Annotated in this window: 25 protein-coding genes; 14 read left to right on the top strand and 11 right to left on the bottom strand. The window is 60.6% G+C overall.

Features of this window, described 5'->3' with window-relative positions; genetic code table 11:
- Window positions 1–64 precede the first annotated feature (64 nt).
- On the bottom strand, window positions 65–382 hold the full coding sequence (locus FHX06_RS04320; protein WP_113117964.1) for a hypothetical protein: 318 nt from the start codon (window positions 380–382) through the stop codon (window positions 65–67).
- A 336-nt stretch (window positions 383–718) separates the two neighbouring features.
- Between FHX06_RS04320 and FHX06_RS04315 the strand changes: the two genes are divergently transcribed.
- Window positions 719–4,147 (top strand): response regulator, encoded by a 3,429-nt coding sequence (locus FHX06_RS04315; protein WP_183878191.1) that lies wholly within the window; start codon window positions 719–721, stop codon window positions 4,145–4,147.
- Here FHX06_RS04315 and mnmD read toward each other — a convergent pair.
- Window positions 4,141–4,863, bottom strand: a complete 723-nt coding sequence (mnmD, locus tag FHX06_RS04310; protein ID WP_183878189.1) for a tRNA (5-methylaminomethyl-2-thiouridine)(34)-methyltransferase MnmD — start codon at window positions 4,861–4,863, stop codon at window positions 4,141–4,143. The two genes, FHX06_RS04315 and mnmD, sit on opposite strands and share 7 nt — an antisense overlap.
- On the opposite strand from mnmD, the gene FHX06_RS04305 reads away from it, so the two are divergent.
- The 10 genes from FHX06_RS04305 (at window position 4,862) to FHX06_RS04260 (ending at window position 11,714) form a co-directional block, all read left to right on the top strand.
- Entirely contained in the window at window positions 4,862–6,040 is a 1,179-nt protein-coding gene (locus FHX06_RS04305; protein ID WP_183878187.1) for an NAD(P)/FAD-dependent oxidoreductase, read from the top strand. The genes mnmD and FHX06_RS04305 overlap by 2 nt on opposite strands.
- Window positions 6,041–6,156: 116 nt before the next feature.
- On the top strand, window positions 6,157–6,864 hold the full coding sequence (locus tag FHX06_RS04300; protein WP_183878185.1) for a DUF1045 domain-containing protein: 708 nt from the start codon (window positions 6,157–6,159) through the stop codon (window positions 6,862–6,864).
- A 99-nt stretch (window positions 6,865–6,963) separates the two neighbouring features.
- The gene (gene puuE, locus FHX06_RS04295; RefSeq protein WP_183878183.1) at window positions 6,964–7,887 is read left to right on the top strand and encodes an allantoinase PuuE; all 924 of its coding nucleotides are present in this window, start codon (window positions 6,964–6,966) and stop codon (window positions 7,885–7,887) included.
- The gene (gene uraD / locus FHX06_RS04290; protein WP_183878181.1) at window positions 7,887–8,384 is read left to right on the top strand and encodes a 2-oxo-4-hydroxy-4-carboxy-5-ureidoimidazoline decarboxylase; all 498 of its coding nucleotides are present in this window, start codon (window positions 7,887–7,889) and stop codon (window positions 8,382–8,384) included. Before puuE ends, uraD begins: the two co-directional genes overlap by 1 nt.
- Window positions 8,385–9,407 (top strand): allantoicase, encoded by a 1,023-nt coding sequence (gene alc, locus FHX06_RS04285; protein WP_183878179.1) that lies wholly within the window; start codon window positions 8,385–8,387, stop codon window positions 9,405–9,407. It begins immediately after the preceding gene.
- Between the two features lie 57 nt (window positions 9,408–9,464).
- Window positions 9,465–9,755, top strand: coding sequence for a nucleotidyltransferase family protein (locus tag FHX06_RS04280; RefSeq protein WP_183878177.1), 291 nt, complete (start codon window positions 9,465–9,467; stop codon window positions 9,753–9,755).
- Window positions 9,752–10,114 (top strand): DUF86 domain-containing protein, encoded by a 363-nt coding sequence (locus FHX06_RS04275; protein WP_112972133.1) that lies wholly within the window; start codon window positions 9,752–9,754, stop codon window positions 10,112–10,114. Before FHX06_RS04280 ends, FHX06_RS04275 begins: the two co-directional genes overlap by 4 nt.
- Complete coding sequence (locus tag FHX06_RS04270) at window positions 10,083–10,619, top strand: ureidoglycolate lyase (protein WP_183878411.1); 537 nt, start codon at window positions 10,083–10,085, stop codon at window positions 10,617–10,619. The genes FHX06_RS04275 and FHX06_RS04270 overlap by 32 nt, the downstream gene beginning before the upstream one ends.
- A complete protein-coding gene (gene uraH, locus FHX06_RS04265; RefSeq protein WP_112972135.1) occupies window positions 10,616–10,972 on the top strand; it encodes a hydroxyisourate hydrolase in 357 nt (118 codons plus the stop codon). The genes FHX06_RS04270 and uraH overlap by 4 nt, the downstream gene beginning before the upstream one ends.
- 1 nt (window position 10,973) lies before the next feature.
- Window positions 10,974–11,714, top strand: coding sequence for a metallophosphoesterase family protein (locus tag FHX06_RS04260; protein ID WP_183878175.1), 741 nt, complete (start codon window positions 10,974–10,976; stop codon window positions 11,712–11,714).
- 1 nt (window position 11,715) lies between these two features.
- Here FHX06_RS04260 and FHX06_RS04255 read toward each other — a convergent pair whose 3' ends face one another.
- From FHX06_RS04255 to FHX06_RS04245, 3 genes are all read right to left on the bottom strand, one after another.
- A complete protein-coding gene (locus FHX06_RS04255; protein WP_183878173.1) occupies window positions 11,716–12,858 on the bottom strand; it encodes an alpha-hydroxy acid oxidase in 1,143 nt (380 codons plus the stop codon).
- Window positions 12,859–12,953: 95 nt separating this feature from the next.
- Window positions 12,954–14,261, bottom strand: coding sequence for a guanine deaminase (gene guaD, locus FHX06_RS04250; protein WP_113210792.1), 1,308 nt, complete (start codon window positions 14,259–14,261; stop codon window positions 12,954–12,956).
- A complete protein-coding gene (locus FHX06_RS04245) occupies window positions 14,258–15,496 on the bottom strand; it encodes a urate hydroxylase PuuD (protein WP_183878171.1) in 1,239 nt (412 codons plus the stop codon). Before FHX06_RS04245 ends, guaD begins: the two co-directional genes overlap by 4 nt.
- 167 nt (window positions 15,497–15,663) lie before the next feature.
- Between FHX06_RS04245 and FHX06_RS04240 the strand changes: the two genes are divergently transcribed.
- Window positions 15,664–15,858, top strand: coding sequence for a hypothetical protein (locus FHX06_RS04240; protein WP_049811456.1), 195 nt, complete (start codon window positions 15,664–15,666; stop codon window positions 15,856–15,858).
- A 368-nt stretch (window positions 15,859–16,226) separates the two neighbouring features.
- Here FHX06_RS04240 and FHX06_RS04235 read toward each other — a convergent pair whose 3' ends face one another.
- Entirely contained in the window at window positions 16,227–17,756 is a 1,530-nt protein-coding gene (locus FHX06_RS04235) for a winged helix-turn-helix domain-containing tetratricopeptide repeat protein (RefSeq protein ID WP_113210794.1), read from the bottom strand.
- A gap of 252 nt (window positions 17,757–18,008) precedes the next feature.
- On the opposite strand from FHX06_RS04235, the gene FHX06_RS04230 reads away from it, so the two are divergent.
- Entirely contained in the window at window positions 18,009–18,341 is a 333-nt protein-coding gene (locus FHX06_RS04230) for a hypothetical protein (protein ID WP_029868753.1), read from the top strand.
- 30 nt (window positions 18,342–18,371) lie between these two features.
- Here the strand turns inward: FHX06_RS04230 and FHX06_RS04225 are convergent, their stop codons facing one another.
- Complete coding sequence (locus FHX06_RS04225; RefSeq protein WP_113210795.1) at window positions 18,372–19,268, bottom strand: LysR substrate-binding domain-containing protein; 897 nt, start codon at window positions 19,266–19,268, stop codon at window positions 18,372–18,374.
- Window positions 19,269–19,368: 100 nt separating this feature from the next.
- Here FHX06_RS04225 and FHX06_RS04220 point away from each other — a divergent pair, with 100 nt between their 5' ends.
- Window positions 19,369–19,566 (top strand): hypothetical protein, encoded by a 198-nt coding sequence (locus FHX06_RS04220; protein ID WP_112543464.1) that lies wholly within the window; start codon window positions 19,369–19,371, stop codon window positions 19,564–19,566.
- On the opposite strand, the gene xdhC is transcribed toward FHX06_RS04220, so the two are convergent.
- From xdhC to FHX06_RS04200, 4 genes are read right to left on the bottom strand one after another with little or no spacing between them, the layout of a single operon-like run.
- Window positions 19,542–20,393, bottom strand: a complete 852-nt coding sequence (gene xdhC, locus FHX06_RS04215) for a xanthine dehydrogenase accessory protein XdhC (protein ID WP_113210796.1) — start codon at window positions 20,391–20,393, stop codon at window positions 19,542–19,544. The genes FHX06_RS04220 and xdhC overlap by 25 nt on opposite strands.
- Before the next feature lie 2 nt (window positions 20,394–20,395).
- Window positions 20,396–22,732, bottom strand: coding sequence for a xanthine dehydrogenase molybdopterin binding subunit (xdhB, locus tag FHX06_RS04210; protein ID WP_113210797.1), 2,337 nt, complete (start codon window positions 22,730–22,732; stop codon window positions 20,396–20,398).
- Entirely contained in the window at window positions 22,732–24,198 is a 1,467-nt protein-coding gene (gene xdhA / locus FHX06_RS04205) for a xanthine dehydrogenase small subunit (protein WP_113210798.1), read from the bottom strand. The genes xdhB and xdhA overlap by 1 nt, the downstream gene beginning before the upstream one ends.
- Window positions 24,199–24,225: 27 nt before the next feature.
- Window positions 24,226–25,002: a 3-hydroxybutyrate dehydrogenase gene (locus tag FHX06_RS04200; RefSeq protein WP_112543467.1), complete on the bottom strand. Its 777-nt coding sequence runs from the start codon at window positions 25,000–25,002 to the stop codon at window positions 24,226–24,228.
- Window positions 25,003–25,172 lie beyond the last annotated feature (170 nt).

Here is a 25,172-nt window from a genome sequence, read left to right as displayed (position 1 = left end):
CCCCTCGGGTCATGCGATGCATGGCCCGATGAAGGCGAGAGGTCAAGCGATGCCTGGAAAGCCCTCAGCGCCTGCAGATTTCGATGCGATAGGGCTGGCCCCAGCGATTATGGCGCCATTCCGGATGGCAGTAGCGCGGGCCGTAATAGGCGGGGTAGGCAGGATAATAAGCATAGGGGCGGGGATAGTAGGCGTAAGGTGCCGGATAGGCCGGACCGGAGGCGATTGCTCCACCCACGAGACCGCCGACGACACCACCGGCAACACCGCCCCAGAAGGCATCGCCGGAGTGAGCGCTTGCGGTGTCGGCCGTCGCCAGCGAGGCGCCTGCAAATGTCAGTGCAACCAGGCCCGCCGCCATTGTCTTATGAAGAACGGACATGTCGAATCCCTTTCGTGGTAGGCTCGTCATTGAAGCCATTGCCAGAATCTTCTGCGATCGCGGCGCGCTGATGGTTGCGCGAGCCGTGCCGGGATTAAATTTTCTCCATGCTCGGCCGTCGTCGGATCGCGCGTTCGCCATGCCCGGCCGGGTTTCCCCGTGAATCTTCAAGCCATTTCAGTTTCGTGCAAGCCTTTGTTGTCAGTCTGATTCATCAACTTCATGAGCCGGCTTGGAATTTTTGCCAGTGGAATTTTATGGTTAACAGCTTGTTAAAAGCCTTGGCGTTATAGTTGTTGTGGGGGATATTTCGTTCATTGCGGGAGTGAAGATTTTTTGAACTTTACCGGGGAACTCTTGGAACTGGCCTGCCGCCGGATCGCTGATCTGGATACCCCGGCCTATGTCAAAAACAGCGAACTCCGCTATGTCGCCGTCAACGAGGCCTATGCCCGCTACTTCGGCCGAGAGATTTCCGATTTCATCGGGCGGCGCAGCCGCGAATTGTTCGATCGACCGGAAGAAGAGGAGCGTGAGGATCGCGAACGTCGCGCGCTTGTGTTCGGTACGGAAGAGAGCGCCATCGCCTTCGATGCCGCCGGCCTCAGCCATGAGCGCGTGCTGATCGAGAGTTTTTCGCCCTCGCAGGACCGGGCTTACGTGCTCGGCATCTTCGATATACGCGAACCGCGCCGCGCCATTCCCGAGGTCGCCGATACGATGGCGACCGATCTTGGCCATATCCGCGAAGCGCTCGAAAATCTCGATCACCCGATCGGCATCTTTGCCAAAGACGGCCGTCCTCTGGTCGTCAATGCCGCCTACCGCGGCGGCAGCAGGTATGCGCCTGACGGCAGCAGGTATGCGCCTGAGGGCAGCAGGTTTGCGCCCGAGGGCGCCACGGCCCTGCCGGCAGGCGAGGCCTCCTGGCACGAAAGCGTGCGCGAGCGCGACCTCTTGCGCACCATCATGGAGGATCTTCCGGTCGCTGCTTTCGTGCGCGACGAAGGCCACCGTCTGGTCTATGCCAACCAGTATTACGAAACCTTCACCGGTCATGCCCGTTCCAGGGCACTGGGCCTGACCGAGCACGACATGTTCGGATCGGAAGCGGGTGAGGCGATCTATCGGGAAAACCTCCTCGCGCTCGAAAACGGCGTGCTGATCGAGGTCGAGAGCTATCTGCCGAATACGGACGGCGAAATCTTCCAGGTGATCTCCCGCGTCAACCGGGTCGTCACGCCTGACGGCAAGCGTTATGTCGTCGGTTCCTTCTCCGATATCACGCCGCTGAAAGCGCGTGAGAAGGAACTGATAGACGCGCGCCAGCAAGAGGAAATCCTGCATCAGGAAATCGAGAGCATCCTGCGCTCGCTTCCGGTCGGCGTGCTGATCCTCGACAATGATCACACCATTCTCTACGTCAACGACGAGTTCTACAGCATCTGGGAACTGCCGCTCGACGACCGTTTCGACGGGCGGCCGTTCATCGATGTCGTCAAGCGCAATTACGAGCTCGGCCGCTACGGCGATACGCAGACGCCGGACGAAATCTATTCGTTCCGCAAGGGGCTTTTCGAAGATGAAAACCCCGAGCCGATCCAGCTCGATTGGGCTGCCGGCAAGTCCGTCATCTTCGACTCCAGGCGCATTTCCTCAAACCGCATCCTGCTGACCTATTCCGATATTTCCGCCGTCCGCGAGCGCGAGCAGGAAATCCACGAGGCGCGCGCCGCACTAGAAAGCCTCGGCGAGATGATGCGTGACGCGACGCATGCCATGTCGCAGGGGCTCGCGATCGTCCGGGACGGCGTGATCAAGCTTTCCAATGACGGGCTTGCCGAAGTGCTGCGCATTCCGGCCGAGCTGACCGAGGCGGGCAGGGAATGGATCGACCTTTTCCAGTTCTGTGCCAATCGTGGCGATTTCCACGACAATGCAGTCGAAACACTCGAGGAGTGGCGTGCCAATATCGCCGCGCGTCAGCCGATCTCGACCGTCTTCCATGTCGACGGCGAGCGCTGGGTGAATATGGAAGCCACCATCAGCGAACGGCAGCATTGGGTGGCGCTGTTTACCGACGTGACCGAACTCAAGCAGCGCGAAGAGGATCTGACTGAGCTTCTGTCGCGCGCCGAGGCTGCCGACCGCGCCAAGTCCGAGTTCCTCGCCAACATGAGCCATGAGATCCGCACCCCGATGAACGGTGTGCTCGGCATGGCGGAACTGCTCGCCAAGACCAATCTCGATACCCGCCAGAAGACCTTTGTCGATATCATCGTCAAATCGGGCAATGCGCTCTTGACGATCATCAACGACATCCTCGATTTTTCGAAGATCGATGCGGGCCAGATGAAGCTGCGCAAGGCCGCCTTCGATCTCGTCGAGGCCGTCGAGGACGTGGCGACGCTGCTGTCTTCGCCTGCGGCGGAAAAGGATATCGAGCTTCTGGTGCGGGCAGCACCGGATCTGCCGGCTGCCGTCATCGGCGACGCCGGCCGCTTCCGCCAGATCGTCACCAATCTCGTCGGCAATGCGGTGAAATTCACCGAGCGCGGCCACGTCTTCGTCGATATCGGTTTCGAGGCTTCCGGCGGCGACGAGATCATGACCAGCATCCGCATCGAGGATACCGGCATCGGCATTCCGCCCGAGAAGGTGGAGTCCGTCTTCGACAAGTTCTCTCAGGTCGATTCCTCATCGACCCGGCGGCATGAAGGCACGGGCCTCGGTCTTGCGATCACGGCGGGTCTCGTCGACCTCTTCGGCGGCTATATCAATGTCGAAAGCGAATGGGGCAGGGGTTCGGTCTTCACCGTCAGGCTGCCCTTTGCGGTCGCTGCCGCCCGGATCGACCCGAAGCCGCTGCCGATCAATGTGCAGGGTGCGCGTATCCTCGTCATCGATGACAACGAGGTCAATCGCCGTATCCTGACCGAACAGCTGGGCCTCTGGGGCTTCGACGGCGTTGCCGCGGAAGGCGGCGCCACCGGTTTTGCCATTCTGGAGGCTGCTGCCGATCTCGGCATCAAGGTCGATGCCGTCGTGCTCGACTATCATATGCCCGACCTGAACGGCGCCGAGGTCGCCCGCCGTCTTCGCGCTGACAGCCGTTTCGCGGAGCTGCCGATCATCTTCCTGACCTCGATGGATATTTCGGGCACCGAGAAGGAGTTTGCGGCGCTGAACGGCCATGCGCATCTGATGAAACCGGCGCGCGCCAACTTGCTGCGCAATACGGTCGTCGAGGTGGTGCGGGCAAGCCGTGTCAAACAGGCTTCCGAGGCCGAGATCACGCGGCTGCAGAAAGAGGCGGAGGTACCGCCGCCGGCACCTGCGCCTGTTCCGCAAAAACGGGCTGCCGAATTCGTCGACGTGCTCGTGGCCGAAGACAACGAGGTCAACCAGATCGTCTTCACGCAGATCCTGCAAGGTACCGGGCTTTCCTTCCTCGTCGTCAATAATGGCGAAGAGGCCGTGGAGGCATGGGAGCGGCATACGCCACGCCTGATCATGATGGATGTCTCAATGCCCGTCATGAACGGCCATCAGGCAACCATGCTGATCCGCGAGAAGGAGCAGGGGCAGGGCCATCGCGTGCCTGTTATCGGTGTCACGGCGCATGCGCTGGAAAGCGACAGGGAACTCTGCCTCGATGCCGGCATGGACGACTACATGTCGAAGCCGATCAGCCCGGAACTCCTGGAAGACAAGATCCGCCAATGGCTTGGCGGCGAATTGAAGCCCGGCCGTTCCGGTTATTGAGGCTTTGTGCCGCAGAGCATTTCCCGCTTTCCTGCGAACCCTTGGCGCCGTTCGACAGTGAATCCGGCCGCCGCGAGGTTGCGGCGCACGAAGCCCGCTGCGGCATAAGTCGCAAAGCTTCCGCCCGGAACGGTCTTTTCGCAGACGAGGCGCATCAACTCTGCCGACCACATGTCGCCGTTGCGCGACGGAGCGAAGCCATCGAGATACCAGGCATCGAATTCGGCGGCAGCCCGAGAAACGCCGTCGAAGGCCTGGCCGCAGACGACGCTGAGCTTCGTCTGCTCGTCCAGGGCGAGTGAGACAATGCCTTCGGGACTGTCCGGCCAGAGGGCGGCCAGCGCCTGGCGCTCGGCATCGATCTCGGGCCAGTGGGCAAGCGCTCGGTCGATTTCCTCGCGGCGCATCGGATAGAGCTCGAAGGACACGAAATGCAGAAGCTGTCCGGGCAGGCGGTGAAGTTTCCATTGGCGCCAGGTTTCCGAGACATTCAGCCCCGTGCCGAAGCCGAGTTCGCCGATGAGAAAGGCCGAGCGGTCGCTCCACCGTTCGGGCAGGCTGTTTCCCGAGAGGAAGACGTGGCCGCATTCCAGCCGCCCGTCGGTCTGACAATAAAAGTGGTCGCCAAAGGCGGTCGAATAGGGCATATCGCCGTCGCGCCATTCGAGAGGCTGCGGCTTGCCCGCGCCGATCTGATCCGGATTGATGTCTGTCATGGAAAAAGCGGATAGTCCTGCCCCGGCCTCGGGTCAATCATCGATCGACGTCATCATCATCGGCGGCGGCATCATGGGCCTGTGGGCGGCCGTGCATGCCGAGCGCCGCGGCGTGAAAACGCTGCTTGTCGATGCCGGGCGTCTCGGCGGCGGGGCAAGCGGCGGGCTGCTCGGCGCACTGATGCCGCACATGCCGGACCGCTGGTCGGAAAAGAAACAGTTCCAGTTCGATGCGCTGGTGTCGTTGGAAGCCGACATTGCCGATATCGAAGCTTCGACCGGGCTTTCGGCCGGATACCGGCGCTCTGGCCGGTTGATCCCGCTGCCGAAGCCACATTTGCGCAAGATCGCGCTCGGCCATTCCGAAGATGCAAAGGCGCACTGGAGAGCGGGAGAGCGGTGCTTTCACTGGCATGTGCTCGATCGGCCACCGGCTGACGGCTGGATCGATCCGGCTGCAGGCGAAAGCGGTTTCGTGCATGACACGCTCGCAGCCCGCGTCGCACCGCGTTCGCTGGTCGCGGCACTGGCGGCGTTTCTGCGCACGGCACTGCATGTTCGCATACTCGAAAATGCCGAGATAACGTCACTTGACCCGGTACGGGGAACGGTATCCATAGGCGGCAAAAGTCTCGCCTTCGGCCGCGCCATCCTTGCTGCCGGATATCGGTCCTTTCCGTTACTCGAGTCGCTAACATCGGGGTTGCAGAAACCTCTCGGGCAGGCCGTCAAAGGACAGGCGGCACTGCTTGCCGCTGATGTCGACCCCGGCTTGCCCACGATCTTTCGCGACGGGCTCTATGTCGTTGCCCATGAGGGTGGGCATGTGGCTGTCGGCAGCACCAGCGAGAACAGCTTTGCTGATCCCTTTTCCACCGACGAGCAGCTCGATGCGCTGATCGAAGCCGCCCGCGACATGGTTCCCGGCTTGCGCAATGCGCCCGTTATCGAGCGCTGGGCCGGATTGCGCCCCAAGGCGATCGACCGGGATCCGATGGTCGGCGCGCATCCGGAGAATCATAATCTCATCGCCCTGACCGGCGGTTTCAAGGTCAGTTTCGGGCTCGCACATCGGCTGGCGGAAGCGGCGATATGCATTGCAAGCGATGTAAATACAGAATTTTTATTGCCGGAAAGCTTTGCAATTTCAAACCACATCGCGGTCTCTTCACGTTAAACGTGAATTAGAAGGCGCTCCGCTTCGTTATTCTGTCATGCAAATCACCTATCTGCTTGCGCATCGATGGCGCGGGAATTGGTCCGCGCCTACTTCAGTCAGATGGAGGAAATCGCATGCGCTATGCCATTTGCTTCACGCCATCAGCGAGCGATCCGCTCTCGCATGTGGCGGCCAGTTGGCTTGGCCGCAACGTATTTTCAGGCGAGATGGTCGAACCGCCGGCAATCCGCGGGCTTGGCATCCACGAGATCGCCTTTCATACGGCGGTGCCGCGTCGCTATGGATTCCACGGCGTGCTGAAAGCCCCTTTCCACCTTTCGTCCGAGGTCTCCGAACCGCAACTCCTGCGCGACCTCATGTGCTTTTGCGGGACGTTGTCACCCTTCCAGATTCCGCGTCTGGAAGTAGCGCGCCTTGGCACTTTCTACAGCCTGTCACCGATCCGCCCCTGCGATCAGGTTCACTTTCTTTCCTCGGCGATCGTTCAGGAGTTCGACCGTTTTCGTGCGCCGCTCTCCGAGGCGGATATCGAGCGGAGCGATCCTGACGGACTTTCGGCGGCGCAATTTGCCAACCTGCATCGCTGGGGCAACCCCTATGTGATGGACGAGTTCCGTTTCCATATGCCGGTTACCGGCCCGGTGAACGCGGTCGATATGCCGCGCATCGAGCAGGCGCTACGGGCGATGTTCGATCCGGTTCTTGCCGAGCCGGTAACGGTCTCGAATGTCGCGCTGATGATCGAGGAAGGGGCCGGCGGCCCGTTCCGGGTACACTCGCTGCATCCGATGGGCAAGGTGAGCGCGCGCAAGATCGCTTGAGTTACACGCGACAAGTCGAAGGCCAAATACGCACTTTTACGCCTCGACATTCCGGTCACGGATGCTACCGTTTCACCTGTCTTTTCAAAAGGTGATTTGATGGTATCCGAGACCTATCCGCGCAATCTCATCGGTTACGGGCGCAACACGCCCGACCCGAAATGGCCGGGCGAGGCACGCGTCGCAGTACAGTTCGTCATCAATTACGAAGAGGGTGGCGAGAGCTCCATCCTCGACGGCGATCCGGCTTCGGAGAACCTGCTGTCGGAAATCGTCGGCGCGCAGCCCTGGCCGAACCAGCGCAATCTCAACATGGAATCGATCTACGAATACGGCTCGCGCGCCGGCTTCTGGCGGCTCTGGCGCCTCTTCACCGATCTCAAGATGCAGGCGACCGTCTATGGCGTCACGCTCGCCATGGCCCGCAATCCGGAAGCGGTCGCCGCGATGAAGGAAGCGGGCTGGGAGATTGCCAGCCACGGCTATCGTTGGCTGGAATACAAGGATTTCCCGGAGGATCTGGAGCGCAAGCACATCCTCGAAGCCGTGCGCCTGCATACGGAACTGACGGGTGAGCGGCCCTACGGCATGTACCAGGGCAAGCCTTCGGACAATACGCTGCGGCTGGTGCAGGAGGAGGGCGGCTTCCTTTATTCGTCGGATTCTTACGCCGATGATCTGCCCTATTGGGTGAAGAGTGCCGATGAAAATCCGTTCCTCATCATTCCCTATACGCTCGAGACCAACGACATGCGGTTTGCCACGCCGCAGGGCTTCAATTCCGGCGACCAGTTCTTCACCTACCTCAAGGACGCCTTCGATACGCTCTACGAGGAAGGCAAGGAGGGCAGCCCGAAGATGATGTCGGTCGGACTGCATTGCCGCCTCGTCGGCCGGCCGGGACGCGTGGCGTCGCTCAAGCGGTTCATGGAATATGTGCTGAAGCACGACAAGGTGTGGGTCCCGCGCCGGATCGAGATTGCGCAGCACTGGCATGCGAACCACAAGCCGGAAACGATCTGATGATTTCGCGCAACGAGTTTGTGTCTCGCTTCGGTGGCGTCTTCGAGCATTCGCCCTTCATCGCCGAGCGGGCCTATGACGATGGCTTTGTCGGTGAGAAGCTGACGGTAGATCGTGTGCATACGGAGCTCGTCGCCATTTTCCGCGCGGCGAGCAGGGAAGAGCGCCTCGGTGTGTTGCGCGCTCATCCCGATCTTGCCGGACGGCTGGCGGTCGCCGGCGAGCTGACGGAAGACAGCAAGAAGGAACAGGCCGGTGCCGGCCTCGACCGGTTGAGCCCTGAAGAGCGTGCGCGTTTTACCGAGCTTAATTCCGCCTATACGCAGAAATTCGGTTTTCCCTTCATCATCGCTGTGAAGGGGCTGAACAAGGACGATATTCTTGCCGCTTTCGAAAAGCGGATCGACAATACCAGCGACGAAGAATTCGTGACTGCGGCAGCCGAGGTCGAAAAGATCGTGCTGCTGCGCCTGACATCCATGCTTCCGGAGACCTGAATGACCGATACGACCGATACCAGCCTGCCAGCTTTCGCCACGGGCGCCATCAATCTTGCCTCGGCCCGTCTCGGCGCCAAGGGTCTCTACGCCACGGACGAATTCTTCGCGCCGCTGGAGCGCATGCTGCAGGACGTGCCGGCAAGCTTCGATCCGGATCTCTACGACGATAACGGCAAGTACATGGACGGCTGGGAAAGCCGCCGCAAGCGTGTTCCCGGCCACGACTGGGCGGTCGTGAAGCTCGCGATGCCGGGCCGCATCTTCGGCTTCGATGTCGATACCAGCTATTTCACGGGCAATTATCCGCCGCATTGCTCGATCGAGGCTGCCTTTCTCGAAAGCGGCAATCCTGATGATGCGACGCAGTGGACCGAAATCCTGGCCAAGTCGCCGCTCGGCTCCAGCGCCCATCATTTCTTCGAAAATGCTGACAAGCAGAAGATCTGGACGCATCTTCGCCTGCATATCTATCCGGATGGTGGTGTGGCGCGTCTTCGCGTCTATGGCTCGGCCTATTTCGACTGGTCGAAAGTCGGCGCCGGCGAGGAAGTCGATCTCGCCTATATTTTCAACGGTGCAAAAGCGCTTGCCTGGTCGGATGCGCATTACGGCCATCCGGACAAGCTGCTCGGCCCCGGACGCGGCCTCAACATGGGCGACGGCTGGGAAACCAAGCGCCGCCGTGGTCCCGGTCACGACTGGGCGATCATTCGTCTCGGCCATGCCGGCACGATCAAGCGCGTGATCGTCGATACGGCCTTTTTCAAGGGCAATTTCCCCGATACATGCGAACTCTTCGGCGCCTATCTGCCCGATCTCGGCGATACGCTGTCTGAGGCCGATATTGCGGCTTCGGAAAACTGGAAGCCGATCCTGCCGCGCAGCAAGCTGCAGATGGACCATATCCATGAATATGGCAGCGACGCGATTGCCGATATCGGCCTGATCACGCATGTGCGTTATGCCATGCATCCGGATGGCGGCACGATGCGCCTCAGGCTCTTCGGAGTGAAGGCTTGAGTTCTTTCCTCTTTCAGTCCCGTCCCTTATATTCGCGGCATCAGGAGTGATGCCGCGATGAGGCCGTCGGAAGTGATGGAGAAGAACAGGCAGGCGATCTGCGAAGCGACCAAGCGCTTCAACGCGGCAAACCCGCGTGTGTTCGGCTCGGTTGCCCGCGGCGAGGATCGGCCGGACAGCGATCTGGATATTCTGGTGGATGCGCTGCCAGGGACAACGCTGTTCGATCTTGGCGGGCTGCTGGAAGAATTGCAGGATATTCTGGAGGTTAAGGTGGATCTGGTTACTGCGGGTGGATTGCCGGAGCGCATCAGACACCGTGTTCTGTCGGAAGCCTCCGCCATATGAGCCGCGAGCGCCTTCTTGAACATGTGGATCGCATGCAGGAGGCCGCGCAGCAGGCCTTCGACCTGACAGAGGGCATGAGCCAGGAGCAGTTTCTCCATGATATTCGTACCCAGTTGGCGGTGACGATGTCGCTGGTCCTCGTCGGCGAAGCAGCGGCGCGAATTGCGGCTGGCGACCCCGGCTTTATTCAGGATCATCAGGATATTCCGTGGACCCGGATAAAGGGCATGCGAGACCTGATCGTTCACGATTATTATCGGGCAGAATTGCCCGTCATCTGGCAGACGGCGAGGACCGAACTTCCTGCTCTGGTTTCCCAACTTGAAAATGTTCGCCACTGGCGCGTTCAGGGCGAGTAACTCCGTGTCCAAATATCTCGAAATACAGTCTCTCACAAAATCCGCCTTCGCGCCCTTCGGCGACGTGATCGAAGCCGATCCTGCGAGCATGCGCTATATCAACGGCGGCAATACCGAGCGTTTCCATGCGCTTGCAGCGCCCGAAGCCGTGGGCGAGGGTACGCGCGTCATCATCAATCTCTTTCGCGGCCAGCCGCGCAGCTTTCCTTACGAGGTCGGCATGATGGAGCGGCACCCGTTCGGTAGCCAGAGCTTCTCGCCGATATCAGGCCGACCCTTCCTCGTCGTCGTTTCCGAAGATGAAGGTGGCCGTCCGGGGCGTCCGCAGGTGTTCCTCGCGCGCGGCGACCAGGGCGTGAATTATCGGCGCAATGTCTGGCATCATCCGCTGATGGCGCTCGGCGAGCCGAGCGACTTTCTCGTTGTCGACCGTGACGGGCCGGGCAACAATCTGGAAGAATTCTTCTTCGACAGCCCCTTCATCATCAGAGAGCCCGCGCCATGACCGGACTGACCACCCATGTTCTCGACACGGCTCTCGGCAAACCGGCCCAGGGGCTGAGGATCGATCTCTTTCACATCGAGGGGGAGCTTCGCCACCTTATCAAGACGGTGGAGACCAATGCCGATGGCCGCGTCGATGGCGGGCCGATCCTGACCGGCGAGAGCTTTCGTGCCGGCACCTACGAACTGCTTTTTCATGCAGGAGATTATCTGAGGGCAAGCGGGACGCCTCTGCCGCATCCGGCCTTCCTCGATCTCGTGCCGATCCGTTTCGGCATTGCCGACATTGCGGCGCATTATCATGTGCCGCTGCTGATCTCGCCCTACGGTTATTCCACCTATCGCGGGAGCTGACATGCGCTTTGCCGCGATCGCCGATATCCATGGAAACTACCTTGCGCTTGAAGCCGTGCTGGCTGACATCGCTGCCCAGGGGATTACTGGCATCGTCAATCTCGGCGATTGTTTCAGCGGCCCGCTGGAGGCAGGCAGGGTGGCTGAGCGGTTGTTGTCTCTCTCCATTCCGACCGTGCGCGGCAACCACGACCGCTATCTGATCGAGCGGCAGCCGGAAGAAATGCATATTTCGGATGCCGCCGCCTATGTGCAGCTTGGCGCGGCGCATCTCGACTGGCTGCGATCGCTGCCGGTCGACCTGATCTACAGGGACGAGGTCTATCTCTGCCACGCGACACCTGAGGACGACAATCTCTACTGGCTGGATATGGCCGTTGCCGATGGCAGCGTGGTGCTGCGGCCGCAGGCGGAGATCGAGGCGCTGGCAGAAGGCATCAAAAGCCCGTTGATCCTCTGTGGCCACACGCATATTCCGCGCATGGCAGCACTTTCCGGCGGTCGTCTTGTGGTCAATCCCGGCAGTGTCGGCGCCCCGGCCTATGACGATGAAAAGCCTTATCCGCACAAGGTCGAGACCGGCCACGCGATGGCGAGTTACGCTGTGCTGGAAAAATTAGCCGGTGGATGGACGGCGCATTTCCGCAATATCCGCTATGACAACATGGCCATGTCGGCGCTGGCAAAGGCCAATGGCCGCCCGGAATGGGCCGTGGCACTCGCGACGGGCCGGATGCCGTAACTTACTGCCGGCCGGCAATGATCGAGGAATCGATATCCCTGATGTCGCGTTTGCCGCAGAGCGCCATGGTGATGTCCATCTCCTTGCGGATGATCTCGAGCGCCCTCGTAACGCCGTCCTTGCCCATGGCGCCGAGGCCATAGAGGAAGGGGCGGCCGATATAGGTGCCACGTGCGCCGAGTGCCACGGCCTTCAGCACATCCTGACCGGAGCGGATACCACCATCGATGTGCACTTCGACACGATCGGCGACGGCATCGACGATCTTCGGCAGCATGCTGATCGAAGAGGGGGCGCCATCGAGCTGACGGCCGCCGTGATTGGAGACGATGATAGCATCGGCGCCGGTTTCGGCGGCGTGCCTGGCATCCTCGACATCGAGGATACCCTTGATGATCAGCGGGCCGCCCCACTGTTCCTTGATCCAGGCGACATCTCTCCACGACAGCTGCGGGTCGAATTGTTCATTCGCGAAAGTCGTGATCGAGGGAAGATCGGCGAGGCCCTTGGCGTGGCCGACGATGTTGCCGAAGCTGCGGCGCTTCGTCTTCATCATCTCCATGCACCAGAAGGGGCGCGTCGCGATCTGCCATATATGTTTCGGCGTGAGTTTCGGCGGTGCCGAGAGGCCGTTGCGCAGGTCCTTGTGGCGCTGGCCGATAATCTGCAGGTCGGCGGTCAGGACCAGCGCAGAGCATTTAGCGGCCTTGGCGCGGTTGATGAGATCGAGCACGAAGCCTCTGTCGCGCATGACATAGAGCTGAAACCAGAAGGGCTTTGTCGTGACGGAGGCGACATCCTCGATGGAGCAGATGCTCATGGTCGAGAGTGTGAAGGGCACGCCGAATTCTTCCGCCGCGCGCGCCGCCAGCATCTCGCCATCGGCATGCTGCATGCCGGTCATGCCCGTCGGGGCAAGGGCCACCGGCATCGACACTTTCTGACCGATCATCGTGGTTTCAAGCGTGCGGTTGGTGATGTCGACCAGCACGCGCTGGCGCAGTTTGATATCGCGAAAATCGGCTTCGTTGGCGGCGTAGGTCGCTTCCGTCCAGGCGCCGGAATCCGCGTAGTCGAAGAACATCTTCGGAACGCGGCGCTGAGCCATTTTCTTGAGATCGGCGATGGTCAGCGGCTTGGTCATGAGCGAACTTTCACATCTGATGACGTGGTCGAATACCACGCTTCTTCAGCCTTTGGTATTTGATTTCAGAGGGTTTTGCCGTCAGGCCACCGCCCTTAGAGTCCGCTTTTCATCGCGACGCCCGCGACATAAGTTTCCGCAACGGCGCGGTCGTCACCCATGGTCTGCAGCAGGAACAGTTCCTCCGAAAGCGTCTTTACGACATCCATTTTCAGGGCCATGGCCGGTGTTGCGGCCGCGTTGAGAACGACCAGGTCGGCCTCCGTGCCCGGCTCCAGCGTGCCGATCCTGTCCGCCAGAGATAGCGCCTCGGCATTGCCGAGGGTCATGTAATAGTAGCTGTCGAGCGGGTTCAGCCGTTCGCCGAGAAGCTGCTGGATCTTGTAGGCTTCGTCCATGGTTCGGAGCATGGAATAGCTGGAACCACCGCCGATATCGGTGGCAACGCCGATGCGAACGGGCTTCTCGCGGCGGGCGAGCGCCTTCAGCGGGAAGAGGCCGGAGCCGAGGAAAAGGTTGGAGGTCGGGCAATGGACGGCGACCGCTCCGCCCTCGCTCATGGCTTCGGCCTCACGGTCCGAAAGATGGATGGCGTGGCCGAAGAGGCTCTTCGGTCCGAGCAGGCCATAACGGGCGTAGATATCGGTGTAGTCGGCCGCATCAGGATAGAGCTCGCAGGTGAACTTGATCTCGTCGTGGTTTTCCGACAGATGCGTCTGGATGTGCAGATCGGGGAACTCGCGGGCAAGCGCTGCCGTCGCCTCCATCTGCTCAGGCGTCGAGGTGATTGCGAAGCGTGGCGTGATGGCAACGTGGTTGCGGCCCCTGCCGTGCCAGTCGGCGATCACCTGCCGGGTCTCGTCGTAGCCCATCTCGGGCGTATCGAGCAGGCCTTGCGGCGCATTGCGGTCCATCATCACCTTGCCGCCGACCATGCGCATGTTTCGGCGCATGGCTTCCGCAAAAAAGGCATCGGCCGAGGTCTTGTGGACAGAGCAATAGGCGACGGCCGTCGTCGTGCCGTGACGGATCAGTTCGTCGTAGAAATGCGTGGCAATCTTCTCGGCATGGGCGCTTTCGACGAAGCGGCATTCCTCGGGGAATGTGTAGGTATTCAGCCATTCCAGAAGGTTTGCGGCATAGGAAGCGATCACCTGCATCTGGGGGAAATGCAGGTGCATGTCGATGAGGCCGGGCATGATCAGATGCGGACGGTGGTCGATTTCGGCGACCTCGGCAGGCGCCTTGGCCTTGACGTCAGCATAGGCGCCGATAGCAGCGATGATGCCATTCTCGATCAACAGACCACCGTCTGTCTCGTAGAAATAGCTCTCGCTATCGGCGAGGCTGAGCGGAGCGCGGCGGAAGGAAAGCAGGCGCCCGCGCAGGAGTGTCATGGTCATTCTTGTTTGCCTTCGACTGCGCTTTCGAACCAGGCGACGAGCAGCTTGCGCTCATCCGGTGTAATGTCGGTCACGTTCCCCGGCGGCATGGCATGGCTGCGGCCCGCCTGTATATAGATTTCGCGGGCGTGCGCAGCGATTTCTGCGTCATTTTCCAAGATTACGCCCTTCGGCGGCCGGGCGATACCTTCATAGACCGGCTCTGCCGCATGGCACATGGAACAGCGCGTGCCGATCAGCTGTTTGACGGCGGGAAAATGTGGATCGCCGGCAAATTGCTGGAAGGCGGGTGCCACGGATGCGCTCTGATCCTCGCCGGTCAGGATCTTCGGTGCAGTCGACAACCACATGATGAGGATGAAGAGCACGACGGTGACGATCCAGGTCCAGGTCGGTCGTCCCTTGCGGGCATGGGTGGTGTTGAACCAGTGGCGTATCGTGACCCCCATCAGGAACACCAGTGCGGCGATCACCCAGTTGAAGGCGGTGCCGAAGGCCAGCGGATAGTGGTTCGACAGCATGAAGAAGATGACAGGCAGCGTCAGGTAGTTGTTATGCAGCGAGCGCTGCTTGGCCATATAGCCATATTTGGCATCCGGCGTGCGGCCTGCGATCAGGTCGGCGACGACGATCTTCTGGTTGGGAATGATGATCATGAAGACGTTGGCCGACATGATCGTGGCGGTGAAGGCGCCGAGATGCAGGAAGGCGGCACGGCCGGTGAAGACCTGCGTATAGCCCCAGCCCATGAAGACCAGCACGACATAGAGCACTGCCATCAGGCCCCAGGTGTTCTTTCCGAGCGGCGACTTGCAGAGCAGGTCGTAGACGATCCAGCCGAAGCCGAGCGATGCGAGCGAGATCAGGATGGCGACCGGCTTGGAAATATCCAGCACATGGCGATCGATGAGGAAGAGGTCGGCGCCGCCGTAATAGACGATGCAGAGCATGAGGAAACCGGAGAGCCAGGTGAAATAGCTCTCATATTTGAACCAGGCCAGGTGTTCCGGCATCTCGGCCGGCGCCACCAGATATTTCTGGATGTGATAGAAGCCGCCGCCATGGACCTGCCATTCCTCTCCGTGAACTCCGGCGGGCAGATGCGGGCGTTTCACCAGGCCGAGATCGAGCGCGATGAAATAGAAGGACGATCCGATCCAGGCGATCGCGGTAACGACGTGGAACCAGCGCGCCGCAAAGGCCAGCCACTCCCAGGCTATTGCATATTCATACATTCAGTTCCCCTGTTCTTCTTCCCGACTCGTGAGATTGCGAGAAATTCAAGCGGGAGGAAAGGGGGAACTTGGGGTTTCTTGCCGCAGTGGACGTTGCAGTAAGAGCTTGCCGGGTGCGGCATATGTGCTAAGGCATCGCAACGACGCTAATAAGGAGCCGCTGAAACATGCAGATCGAAGTCCCTTGCCCGAAGTGCCGCAACACGCGCATGAAATTTCCGCGCCCGCAGCCGATCGACAGCGACATCATCACTTGCTTCAGCTGCAATTTCGAACTCGGCACCTACGGATCGATCAAGACCAAGATGGTGGCGATGCTGAACCGGGTTGCCGCTGCCGAACAGCAGCAGAAGAAACACTGATCTACGGTTTCGGCCGGTGCGGCTGAGCCGGACGAAGCAAAATCCCATACCCAGGGATCGCTGGCCAATTTCGCAAGCTTTTGCGGATGAAGGCAATCATTCCAGCGTTCTTCGGATCGGCTGAGGCTCGAACCTCTGGCTCGGCGATGCAGTCGGCAATGTCCTCCAGCAGGCGGGCATCGAATTGGCCGACAGATCGTGGTGCAGGGGCGGGCCTGCCCTGATCGAGTGACAGTATCATCAAGGGCGATAACATCGAAACCTCCCGGTGTGCCGCGCTCCTTGCGCGGTAAGAGGAGATTGCTTCGCGGGCGCGCGCAGGGTCCTTTAGCGGCCCCCTAAAAGATCCAAAAAATTCCGAAGCGTCCCTAAGCCTCCGGCAGGCCGGCGCTGCGTAGACCTTCCAGGACAAGGCCCCGGCGTTCGGGAATTTTGGTCGCCTGCCCGGCCGCGATGCTTGCCAGCGTGCTATCGGGCGCGATGCGCAACAGATGTTGCAGGAAGCGTTTGGCCTCTTCGACACGACCGAGGTTCATATTGTCGGTGATCAGGATCCAGACCGTCGGATCGAAATTCGGGTTCAACGCCAGTGAACGCGATGCCCACAGAAGCGATTGCTCATAATTGCCGCGGATCATCTCGATGTCGGCGAGGCCGCAGAAGGTGATGTGGGCGTAGGGATCAAGCGGGCTCAGGCGGTGGGCACGCGTGAGATATTGTTCCCCCCGATCAAGATTGCCGCAATGAACGTGGGCAATTCCAGCTCTTACGACAACGCTCAGGCTGTTGGGATTGAGATCGACGGCGGCCTGCATGATAGCCAGACCCCAATCATATTCACGCCCGACCTGAATGAGCGACATGCCGCAGGTGGCCATGATCGTGGCGTCGCCTTTCGCCAGTTCGATGCCCCGGCGCGCGAGCGCGACACATTTTTCTGCATCATCCGGCCCGAAGGGCGGCCAGCCCATCGTTCTGCGATGTTCGAGAGTATAGGAGGCGAGTGCCAGAATGCGGGCATTATCCGGCTCGCGTTCGAGCGCCTCGGTCAACAGAGCATGGGCTTCCGCATTCTGTCTGGAGGTTTCGGCAAGAATTTTCGGCAGGACCTGCAGGCAGATATCATAGACGGAGATGCTGCCGGGCCGTTCCCGGCGTGCGTGTTCCAGTTCGGCGCGCTGGACATGGGGCTCGATTCCTATGGCGACGGATTCGGTAATGCGGTCCTGAAACTCGAAGACGTCTTCGAGGTCGCCGTCAAAGCTTTGCGCCCAGAGCTGCATGTTGGCGGCGGCATCCACCAGCCGGGCATAGATGCGTAATCTGTTGCCGGATTTGCGCAGGCTTCCTTCCAGCACATATTTGACGCCGAGTTCTCCGGCGATCTTCCTGACGTCACCCATGCCGCGATAGACGAAGCTGGTATTGCGGGCGATGACCGCAAAGGACCTGAAGCGGCTGAGTGCGGTGATGACATCGTCAACGACGCCATCGGCAAAATATTGCTGCTCGGGGTCGCCGCTGAGGTTTTCGAAAGGCAGTATCGCGAGAGATGGGAATATCTCGTCGCCGATATCAGAGGTCGGCGTCTGGCTCCTGAAGAGGCGATAGCCCAGGCGCGGCAGCGTGACGATCCATTCCTGCCCGTCGGGTCGCTGCCCGAGCGCCTTGCGCAGATGTGCGATCTGTACGGAAAGATTGCCTTCCTCGACCATCAGTCCCGGCCAGCCCGCTTCGATCAAGGCATCCTTTCCGACCGGTCTGCCGTCCGCATCCAGCAGTGCCGTGAGCAGAGCGATTGCGCGCTGGCCGAGCGGGACTGGCTGGCCGTCCCGCCGCAGAATGCCGCTGGCGGGGTCGAGCATGAAACGGCCAAAAGCATATCGCTGGTCTTCCATGGGGATATTTATATCCGCGCAATTTGAGGTGGCAATCTGGTTGTGCATCGTGCTGCCAAGCAGACGTGTGTTTCGCGTGCCTTAAAAAACGGCCGATTTCTGCGACATTTTATCCGCCGTGAATGCGTCAATGTGGAACAGAAGGTTCCTTGAAATGTGCAGATCGAATTACAGTTGTTAAATATTGGGCCGCCGGAACGAGGTGGAAACCGCACGACACTGGCGGCGCATTCATCGACGGAGAAGATGCCCATGCGCAGCATTCTGACATGCGTGATGATTGCATATGCGTCGTTTGCGACGGCCCACGACGCCGCTACGGGTTGGAGTTACGACCCTTACTGTTGCAATGGAGATGCTCATAACGGCGATTGCCAGATGATCCCGTCCAAAACCGTGGCCATTACTCCCAATGGCTATCTTCTGACGTTAAGGCCCGGCGATCACCGGCTTGTGACGCGCGACCATGTTTTTCTGCTGCCGATGACCAAGGCGATGCATTCGGGTGACAGCGACTACCATCTCTGCCTGTTTCCGAACGAGGATACGCCGCGATGTTTCTATGCGCCCGACATGGGATACTGAGCGACGCGCATTTCTTAACGCGATGTATAGTCAGGCTTGCTCGACGTTGAATTTCTCGAGCAGCCATTTCCGGAAATTCCTGATTTTCGGAACGTTTCGCCTGTTTTCGGGATAGGCGAGCCAATAGTCGCGTCCGTCATTGCCGGTCAGTTCGAAGGGCTGGTAAAGCCTGCCGGCCGCGACATCGTCCTGGAAATGGCCGGGATTGAGCATGGCGACACCACCGCCCGCGATCGCGATGCTGGCATCGAGGATCTGGGTGCCGAATTCGCTTTTCGGATAGCGGGAGAGATCGGCATCCTTGACGCCGGCAGCCGCGAACCATTCCGTCCACCAGGAATCGCCGGCGCTGATCAGGAACAGTTTCAGGAGATCTGCGGGTTCGTGGATGCCGCCCATTTCGGCAGCGAGCTTGGGGCTCAGCATGGGGGAATAGTCGAGCTTCATCAGCCGGTGGCTGATGAGCCCCGGCCAGTCGCCGCGACCCCAGCGGATCGCTACATCTGCGGCCTCTTTCTGGAAATCGACGATGTTGCCCGAGGTGACCAGCCTGACGGCAATATTGGGGTACTGCAGTTGGAAGGAACCGATATAGCGCGACAGCCATTGCTGGGCGAAAGTCGCCGTCGAATGGATCGTCAACGTTTCCTCCGTCGTCTTGCGCATCGAGGCCATGGCTTCGATCAGGATGTTGAATGCATCCGAAACTCTCGGCGCCAGGTGTTCGCCTGCTTCGGTCAGCTCGATCTGACGCGGGCGGCGCAGGAAGAGGGGCTCACCGATATTCTCTTCCAGAAGCTTGATCTGGTAGCTGACGGCCGTCTGCGTCATGCCGAGTTCATCCCCGGCCCTGGTGAAGCTGCCGAGCCGGGCCACGGCTTCGAAGACGCGCAGCGCATTCAGCGGGAACTGCTTCGACAGTTTCATGAATAAGTGCTCTTTATGGATGCAGACGATTGTTCGATTGGAATTGCAGCATTTTTCCCGACAAACTGCAATCATCTCATCAAACCATCGAGGTGATGTCATGGATTGCCAAGCTATCGACGACAGCCGTTCTCCAGCAAGAGAGGCGCTAATCACCACCGTCATTCGCCGGCTGGCCGGCGGAATCGGCAGCCGGATACCGCGGCTGGATATGGATGCCATGCCCGATCGCATCAAGCGCGATCTCGGTTTCCTGGACGGACGCGATCCGCACTACGAGGACGATCGGTCGCGGTAGGAGGCCAGTGCGGTCAGGATCTCGGCGGCCGTCATGGCGGCGATGACGTGAGGGCGCTTGTCCTTCACTGCCGATCCGCCGATCGGCAGTGTAAGGTGATCGAGCCAGGAGCGTTCGCCGCCTGCATCACGGGAAAGCCAGTTCGCGAAGGTCGCCCGCTTGGTGGCTGAGCCGATCATGCCAGTATAGGCAAAGTCTGCGCGGGCGAGTGCTTCCCGCGCGATCAGAAAATCCAGCGCATGGTCATGGGTGAGGATGACGAGTGCCGCACCTGCAGGCATGTCCTTCACCAATGCCTCGGGCATCGGCACCAACAGGCTCTTCGTCGAGACCGGAAGATTGGCGAGTTCGTCTTTCCGGGTCTCGATGACAGTGACCGAAAGCGGCAGCGGCGCGAGTGCCGCGGCAAGCGCACGGCCGACATGGCCGGCACCGAAGACATAGACTTCCGGCAGCTGTTCGGCTTCGCTTTCCCGCTTTTTCTCCAGCTCGTTCCTGACTGCATCCGTTACAGGCCGGAAGCGCAGTTGCGTGCGGCCGCCGCAGCACTGGCCGATTTCGGGGCCGAGCGGAATATCCATGGTCTCAGTACCGCCGGTGCCGGCGAGCAGGTCGCGGGCATTGCCGATCGCCATGAATTCGAACTGGCCGCCTCCGATCGTGCCCCAGAGGCTGCTGCCCGAAACCAGCATGAAGGTGCCGGCCTCGCGCGGTGTCGAGCCCTGCGTGCCAGTTATTTCGACAAGGATCACATCGGGCTGGAGGGCCAGAAAGGCGCGGAAGTCGCTGCCGGGCACAAAACCGGAAAGGATTTCGCGCCGGGTCATGGCTACACCCTCTTCATCCTCTCGACCGCCATCAGCACGCGTTCGGGCGTTGCGGGGGCATCGAGATGGGGGCAGACGCGGTAATTTGCGACGCTGGCGACGGCCATGGAGAGCGCTTCCAGCACGGAGATCGCCAGCATGAAGGGCGGTTCGCCGACGGCCTTGGAACGGCCGATCGTGGCTTCCGCATTCTCGGACCATTCGGCGAGGCGGACGTTGAAGATCTTCGGCCGGTCGGAGGCGAGGGGGATCTTGTAGGTGGAGGGCGCGTGCGTGCGCAGGCGGCCCTTGTCGTCCCACCAGAGTTCCTCGGTCGTCAGCCAGCCCATGCCCTGGACGAAGGCGCCCTCGACCTGGCCGATATCGATTGCCGGGTTCAGCGAACGGCCGACATCGTGGAGGATATCGGTGCGGTCGATCAGATATTCGCCGGTCAGCGTGTCGATCGTGACCTCGGTGCAGGCGGCGCCATAGGCGAAATAATAGAAGGGCGTGCCGCGGCCTGCCTTGCGGTCCCAATGGATCTTCGGCGTCTTGTAGAAGCCGGCGGCCGACAGCTGAACGCGGGCGAAATAGGCCTGCTTGATGAAATCAGGGAAGGGGATTTCGATCTCGCCGACCCGCACGCGGTTCGGCAGGAAGATGACCTCCGAGACCGGCACTTCCCATTTCTCCGCTGCGAACGCGACCAGCCGTTCCCTAAGCTGGCGGGCCGCATCGTAGGCGGCCATGCCGTTCAGGTCCGAACCGGAGGAGGCGGCGGTCGCCGAGGTGTTCGGCACCTTGCCCGTCGTGGTCGCCGTGATCTTCACGCGGTCTATATCGATCTGGAAGCTGTCGGCGAGAACCTGCGCCACCTTGGTGTAGAGGCCCTGGCCCATTTCCGTGCCGCCATGGTTCAGGTGGACCGAGCCGTCCTGATAGATATGGACGAGGGCGCCGGCCTGGTTGAAGGCGGTCATGGTGAAGGAGATGCCGAACTTCACTGGCGTCAGCGCAATGCCCTTGCGGATATAGCGGTTGTCGCGATTGAAGGCCACGATGGCATTGCGCCGGGCACGGTAGTCGGCGCTGTCTTCGAGTTCCTCGACGACGCGGGCGATGATGTTGTCCTCGACCTCCTGATGATAGGGCGTGGTCGTGCGCCCCGATCCCGGCTGGCCGTAGAAATTCAGCTTGCGGACATCGAGCGGGTCCTTGCCGACGGCATAGGCGATCTCTTCGATGAAGCGCTCGGCGCCGAGCATGCCCTGCGGGCCGCCGAAACCGCGAAAGGCGGTGTTGGAGACGGTATGTGTCTTCAGCGGCTGCGAGATTAGATGCACATGCGGATAGAAATAGCTGGAATCGGCATGGAACAGCGCACGGTCGGTGACCGGGCCGGACAGGTCCGAGGAAAAGCCGCAGCGGGCGGAATAGGTGGCGTCGACCGCGTGGATCCGGCCTTCTTCATCGAAACCGAGTTCATAATCGACCCGAAAGTCGTGCCGCTTGCCGGTGGCGCTCATGTCCTCGTCACGGTCCGGGCGAAACTTGATGGCGCGCTTCAGCTTCTTGGCTGCCACTGCGGCCAACGCTGCGAATTGATTGCCCTGCGTTTCCTTGCCGCCGAAGCCACCGCCCATGCGGCGCACGTTGACGGTGACGGCGTTCGAGGGAATGTTCAGCACATGCCCGACAATATGCTGGATTTCGCTCGGATGCTGGGTCGAGGACCAGACGGCGACCTCATCGTCCTCACCGGGGATCGCCATGGCAATATGGCTCTCAAGGTAGAAATGCTCCTGGCCGCCGATGCGCATCTGGCCCTTCAGCCGGCGTGGAGCATTTTCCATTTCCGCTTTCGCTTCGCCACGCTGCAGCGTCATCGGGGTTATGACGAGCGGGCTGCCATTTTCAATGGCGCCGTCGATGTCGCTCCAATGGGGGAGATCGCGATATTCGATCTTCGCCTTGCGCGCGGCGCGGCGCGCGATCTCGCGGGTTTGCGCGATCACCGCAAAGATCGGCTGGCCGTGGAATTCGACCTTGGTTTCGGCAAGCAGCGGCTCATCGTGGCTGCCGTTCGAGCTGACGTCGTTGACGCCGGGAATGTCCTTGCCGGTGAAGACCCAGACGACGCCGGGGCAGGCCGCGACCTCGGAGAGATCCATCGAGAGGATCTCGGCATGGGCGCGGTCCGACATTCCGAGCGCGCCATGCAGGAGATCTGCGGGTTCTGGAATATCGTCGATATAATCGGCACTTCCGGTGACATGCTTATGCGCTGAATCATGGCGCAGCGAGACATGCATCTGGCCGTTGATGAGCTTGCGATCCTCGAAGGTGGACTTGTCCATTACGCCACCTCCTCGAACCGCTTCAGCTCGGCGGGCGCACCGACCGTTTCAAGGTAGAACCGCGTCAGCAGGTTCTTGGCCGTCAGCTGGCGATATTCCGCCGTGGCGCGCCAGTCCGTCAGCGGCTGGAAGTCGGCGTCAAAGGCAGGGCGTGCAGCCTCGATGGTCGCTTCGCTCCAGGGCTTGCCGATCAGCTCGGCCTCGACGCTGCGGGCGCGCTTCGGTGTTGCCGCCATGCCGCCAAAGGCAATGTGGATCTCGGTGACGCGCTCGGCTTCGTCCAGCACCAGATAGAAGGCACCGAGCACGGCGGTAATATCCTCGTCTCGGCGTTTGCTGATCTTGTAGGCGGCGAATTTAGCATCTGCGACCGGGTAGGGCACGAAGACGCTCTCGACGAATTCGCCCGGTTTCCGATCCTGTTTGCCATAGGCGATGAAGTAATCCTCGAGTGGCAGCCTGCGCACACCTTCGATCGAACGCAGCGTCAGTTGTGCGCCGAGCGCGATGAGGGGCGGCGGGCTGTCGCCGATCGGCGAGCCGTTGGCGATGTTGCCGCCGATGGTGCCCATGTTGCGCACCTGATCGCCGCCGATGCGCGTTATGAGGCGGGCAAAGGCGGGTATCTTACGGGCGATGGTCTCAAGCGCACGGGTATAGGTGACGCCGGCGCCGATGGTAATGCCGTATTCGCCTGCAATGATCGACTGAAGCTCCGTCAGATGATTGATGAAGATGACGGGATCTAGCTGACGCATCTGCTTCGTTACCCAGAGGCCGACATCGGTGGAACCGGCAACGATGGTCGCCGTCGGCTCGGCGGCCAGCACCCGCGCAAGCGCGTCGGCAGAGCGGGGCACAATGAGGCGGCCCTCTTCTGACGCAATCGAGATCGTCTCGGATGCCTGCATGGCCCAGAGACGGGCAATGATTTCGGCGCGGGTCTTTTCAAGCGGATCGAAAAGCGTGCTTGGGCGCTGCAGGCTCACCTGCTCGGCGGCCTTGACGATGGGCTCGTAGCCGGTGCAGCGACAGAGATTGCCTTGCAGCGCCTTTTCGATCTCGGCACGATCCGGCTTATCGTTGGAGAGCCAGAGCCCGTACAGGGACATGACGAAGCCAGGCGTGCAGAAGCCGCATTGGGAGCCGTGGCAATCGACCATGGCCTGCTGCACCGGATGCAGCGTGCCATCCTTTGCAGCCAGGTGCTCGATCGTCACGACGTGGGTCGCGTGCAGCGAGCCGATGAAGCGGATGCAGGCATTGACGGATTCATAGAAGAGCTTGCCATCAATGAGCCGGCCGATCAGCACGGTGCAGGCTCCGCAATCGCCTTCGGCGCAGCCTTCCTTGGTGCCTGTCAGCCGTCGCTTCAGCCGGAGAAAATCGAGAAGAGTCTCCGTCGGCCGGACGTTGCCCAAAGTAACGTCCTTGCCATTGAGGATGAAACGGATGCTGTCGTTCATGATATTCCCGGATGTTTTCTAAAATGGTTATGCCGCCGTCCAGCCCCCGTCAATCGAGATATGCGTGCCGGTCACCTGCCGGGCTTCCTCGCTTGCGAGGTAGAGTGCCAGCGCGCCGATTTCCTCGGCCTTGACGAATTCGTGCGTCGGTTGCGCCTTGAGGATGACCTCGGTCTTGACCTGCTCCTCCGTCATGCCGCGCGCCTTTGCTGTATCCGGGATCTGTTTTTCGACCAGCGGGGTCAGCACGTAACCGGGGCAGATCGCATTTACCGTCACGCCGAATTCGGCGAGTTCAAGGGCGGCCGTCTTTGTCAGGCCCAATATACCATGTTTTGCCGCTACATAGGCAGATTTGAAGGGCGAGGCGACCAGACCATGCGCCGAAGCGATGTTGATGATGCGGCCGTGTTTTTTCGCCTTCATCAGCGGGATCGCAGCACGCATCGTATGGAAAGAGCTGGACAGATTGATGGCGATGATCTGGTCCCACTTTTCGATCGGGAAATCCTCGATCTTTTCGACATGCTGGATGCCGGCATTGTTGACGAGCACATCGACCGTCCCGAAGGTCCTGGCCGCAGTTTCGATCAGATCGGCAATCTCTGATGGCTTCGTCATATCGGCTGGGTGATAGAGGGCCTTGGCTTTCGACGATGATTCAAGGCGCTCGACTATCGCTTTGATTTCATCTTCTTTTCCGAAGCCGTTGATGACGACGTTGTCGCCCCTGGCGGCAAAGGCAGTGGCAATCGCAAGGCCGATGCCGCTGGTGGAGCCGGTGACGACGACTGATCTGCTCATGCTTCTTCCTCCCTGATGATGAGATGCTGCATTGCAGCGTTAGAGCGAGGTTATGCTCAAAGGCGTCGGGCTGGCAATCGGGAAGTGGCTGAGGGACGCCGTTGCCAGTTACGCCCTTCCAAGCCGGGCGGACCTGCCCTATTGATTTGCCACGACAACGGGATAGCGCG

This window comes from Rhizobium sp. BK512 (assembly GCF_014194915.1).
Classification (GTDB): domain Bacteria; phylum Pseudomonadota; class Alphaproteobacteria; order Rhizobiales; family Rhizobiaceae; genus Rhizobium.
This window is presented reverse-complemented; position numbering and strand designations above follow the sequence as displayed.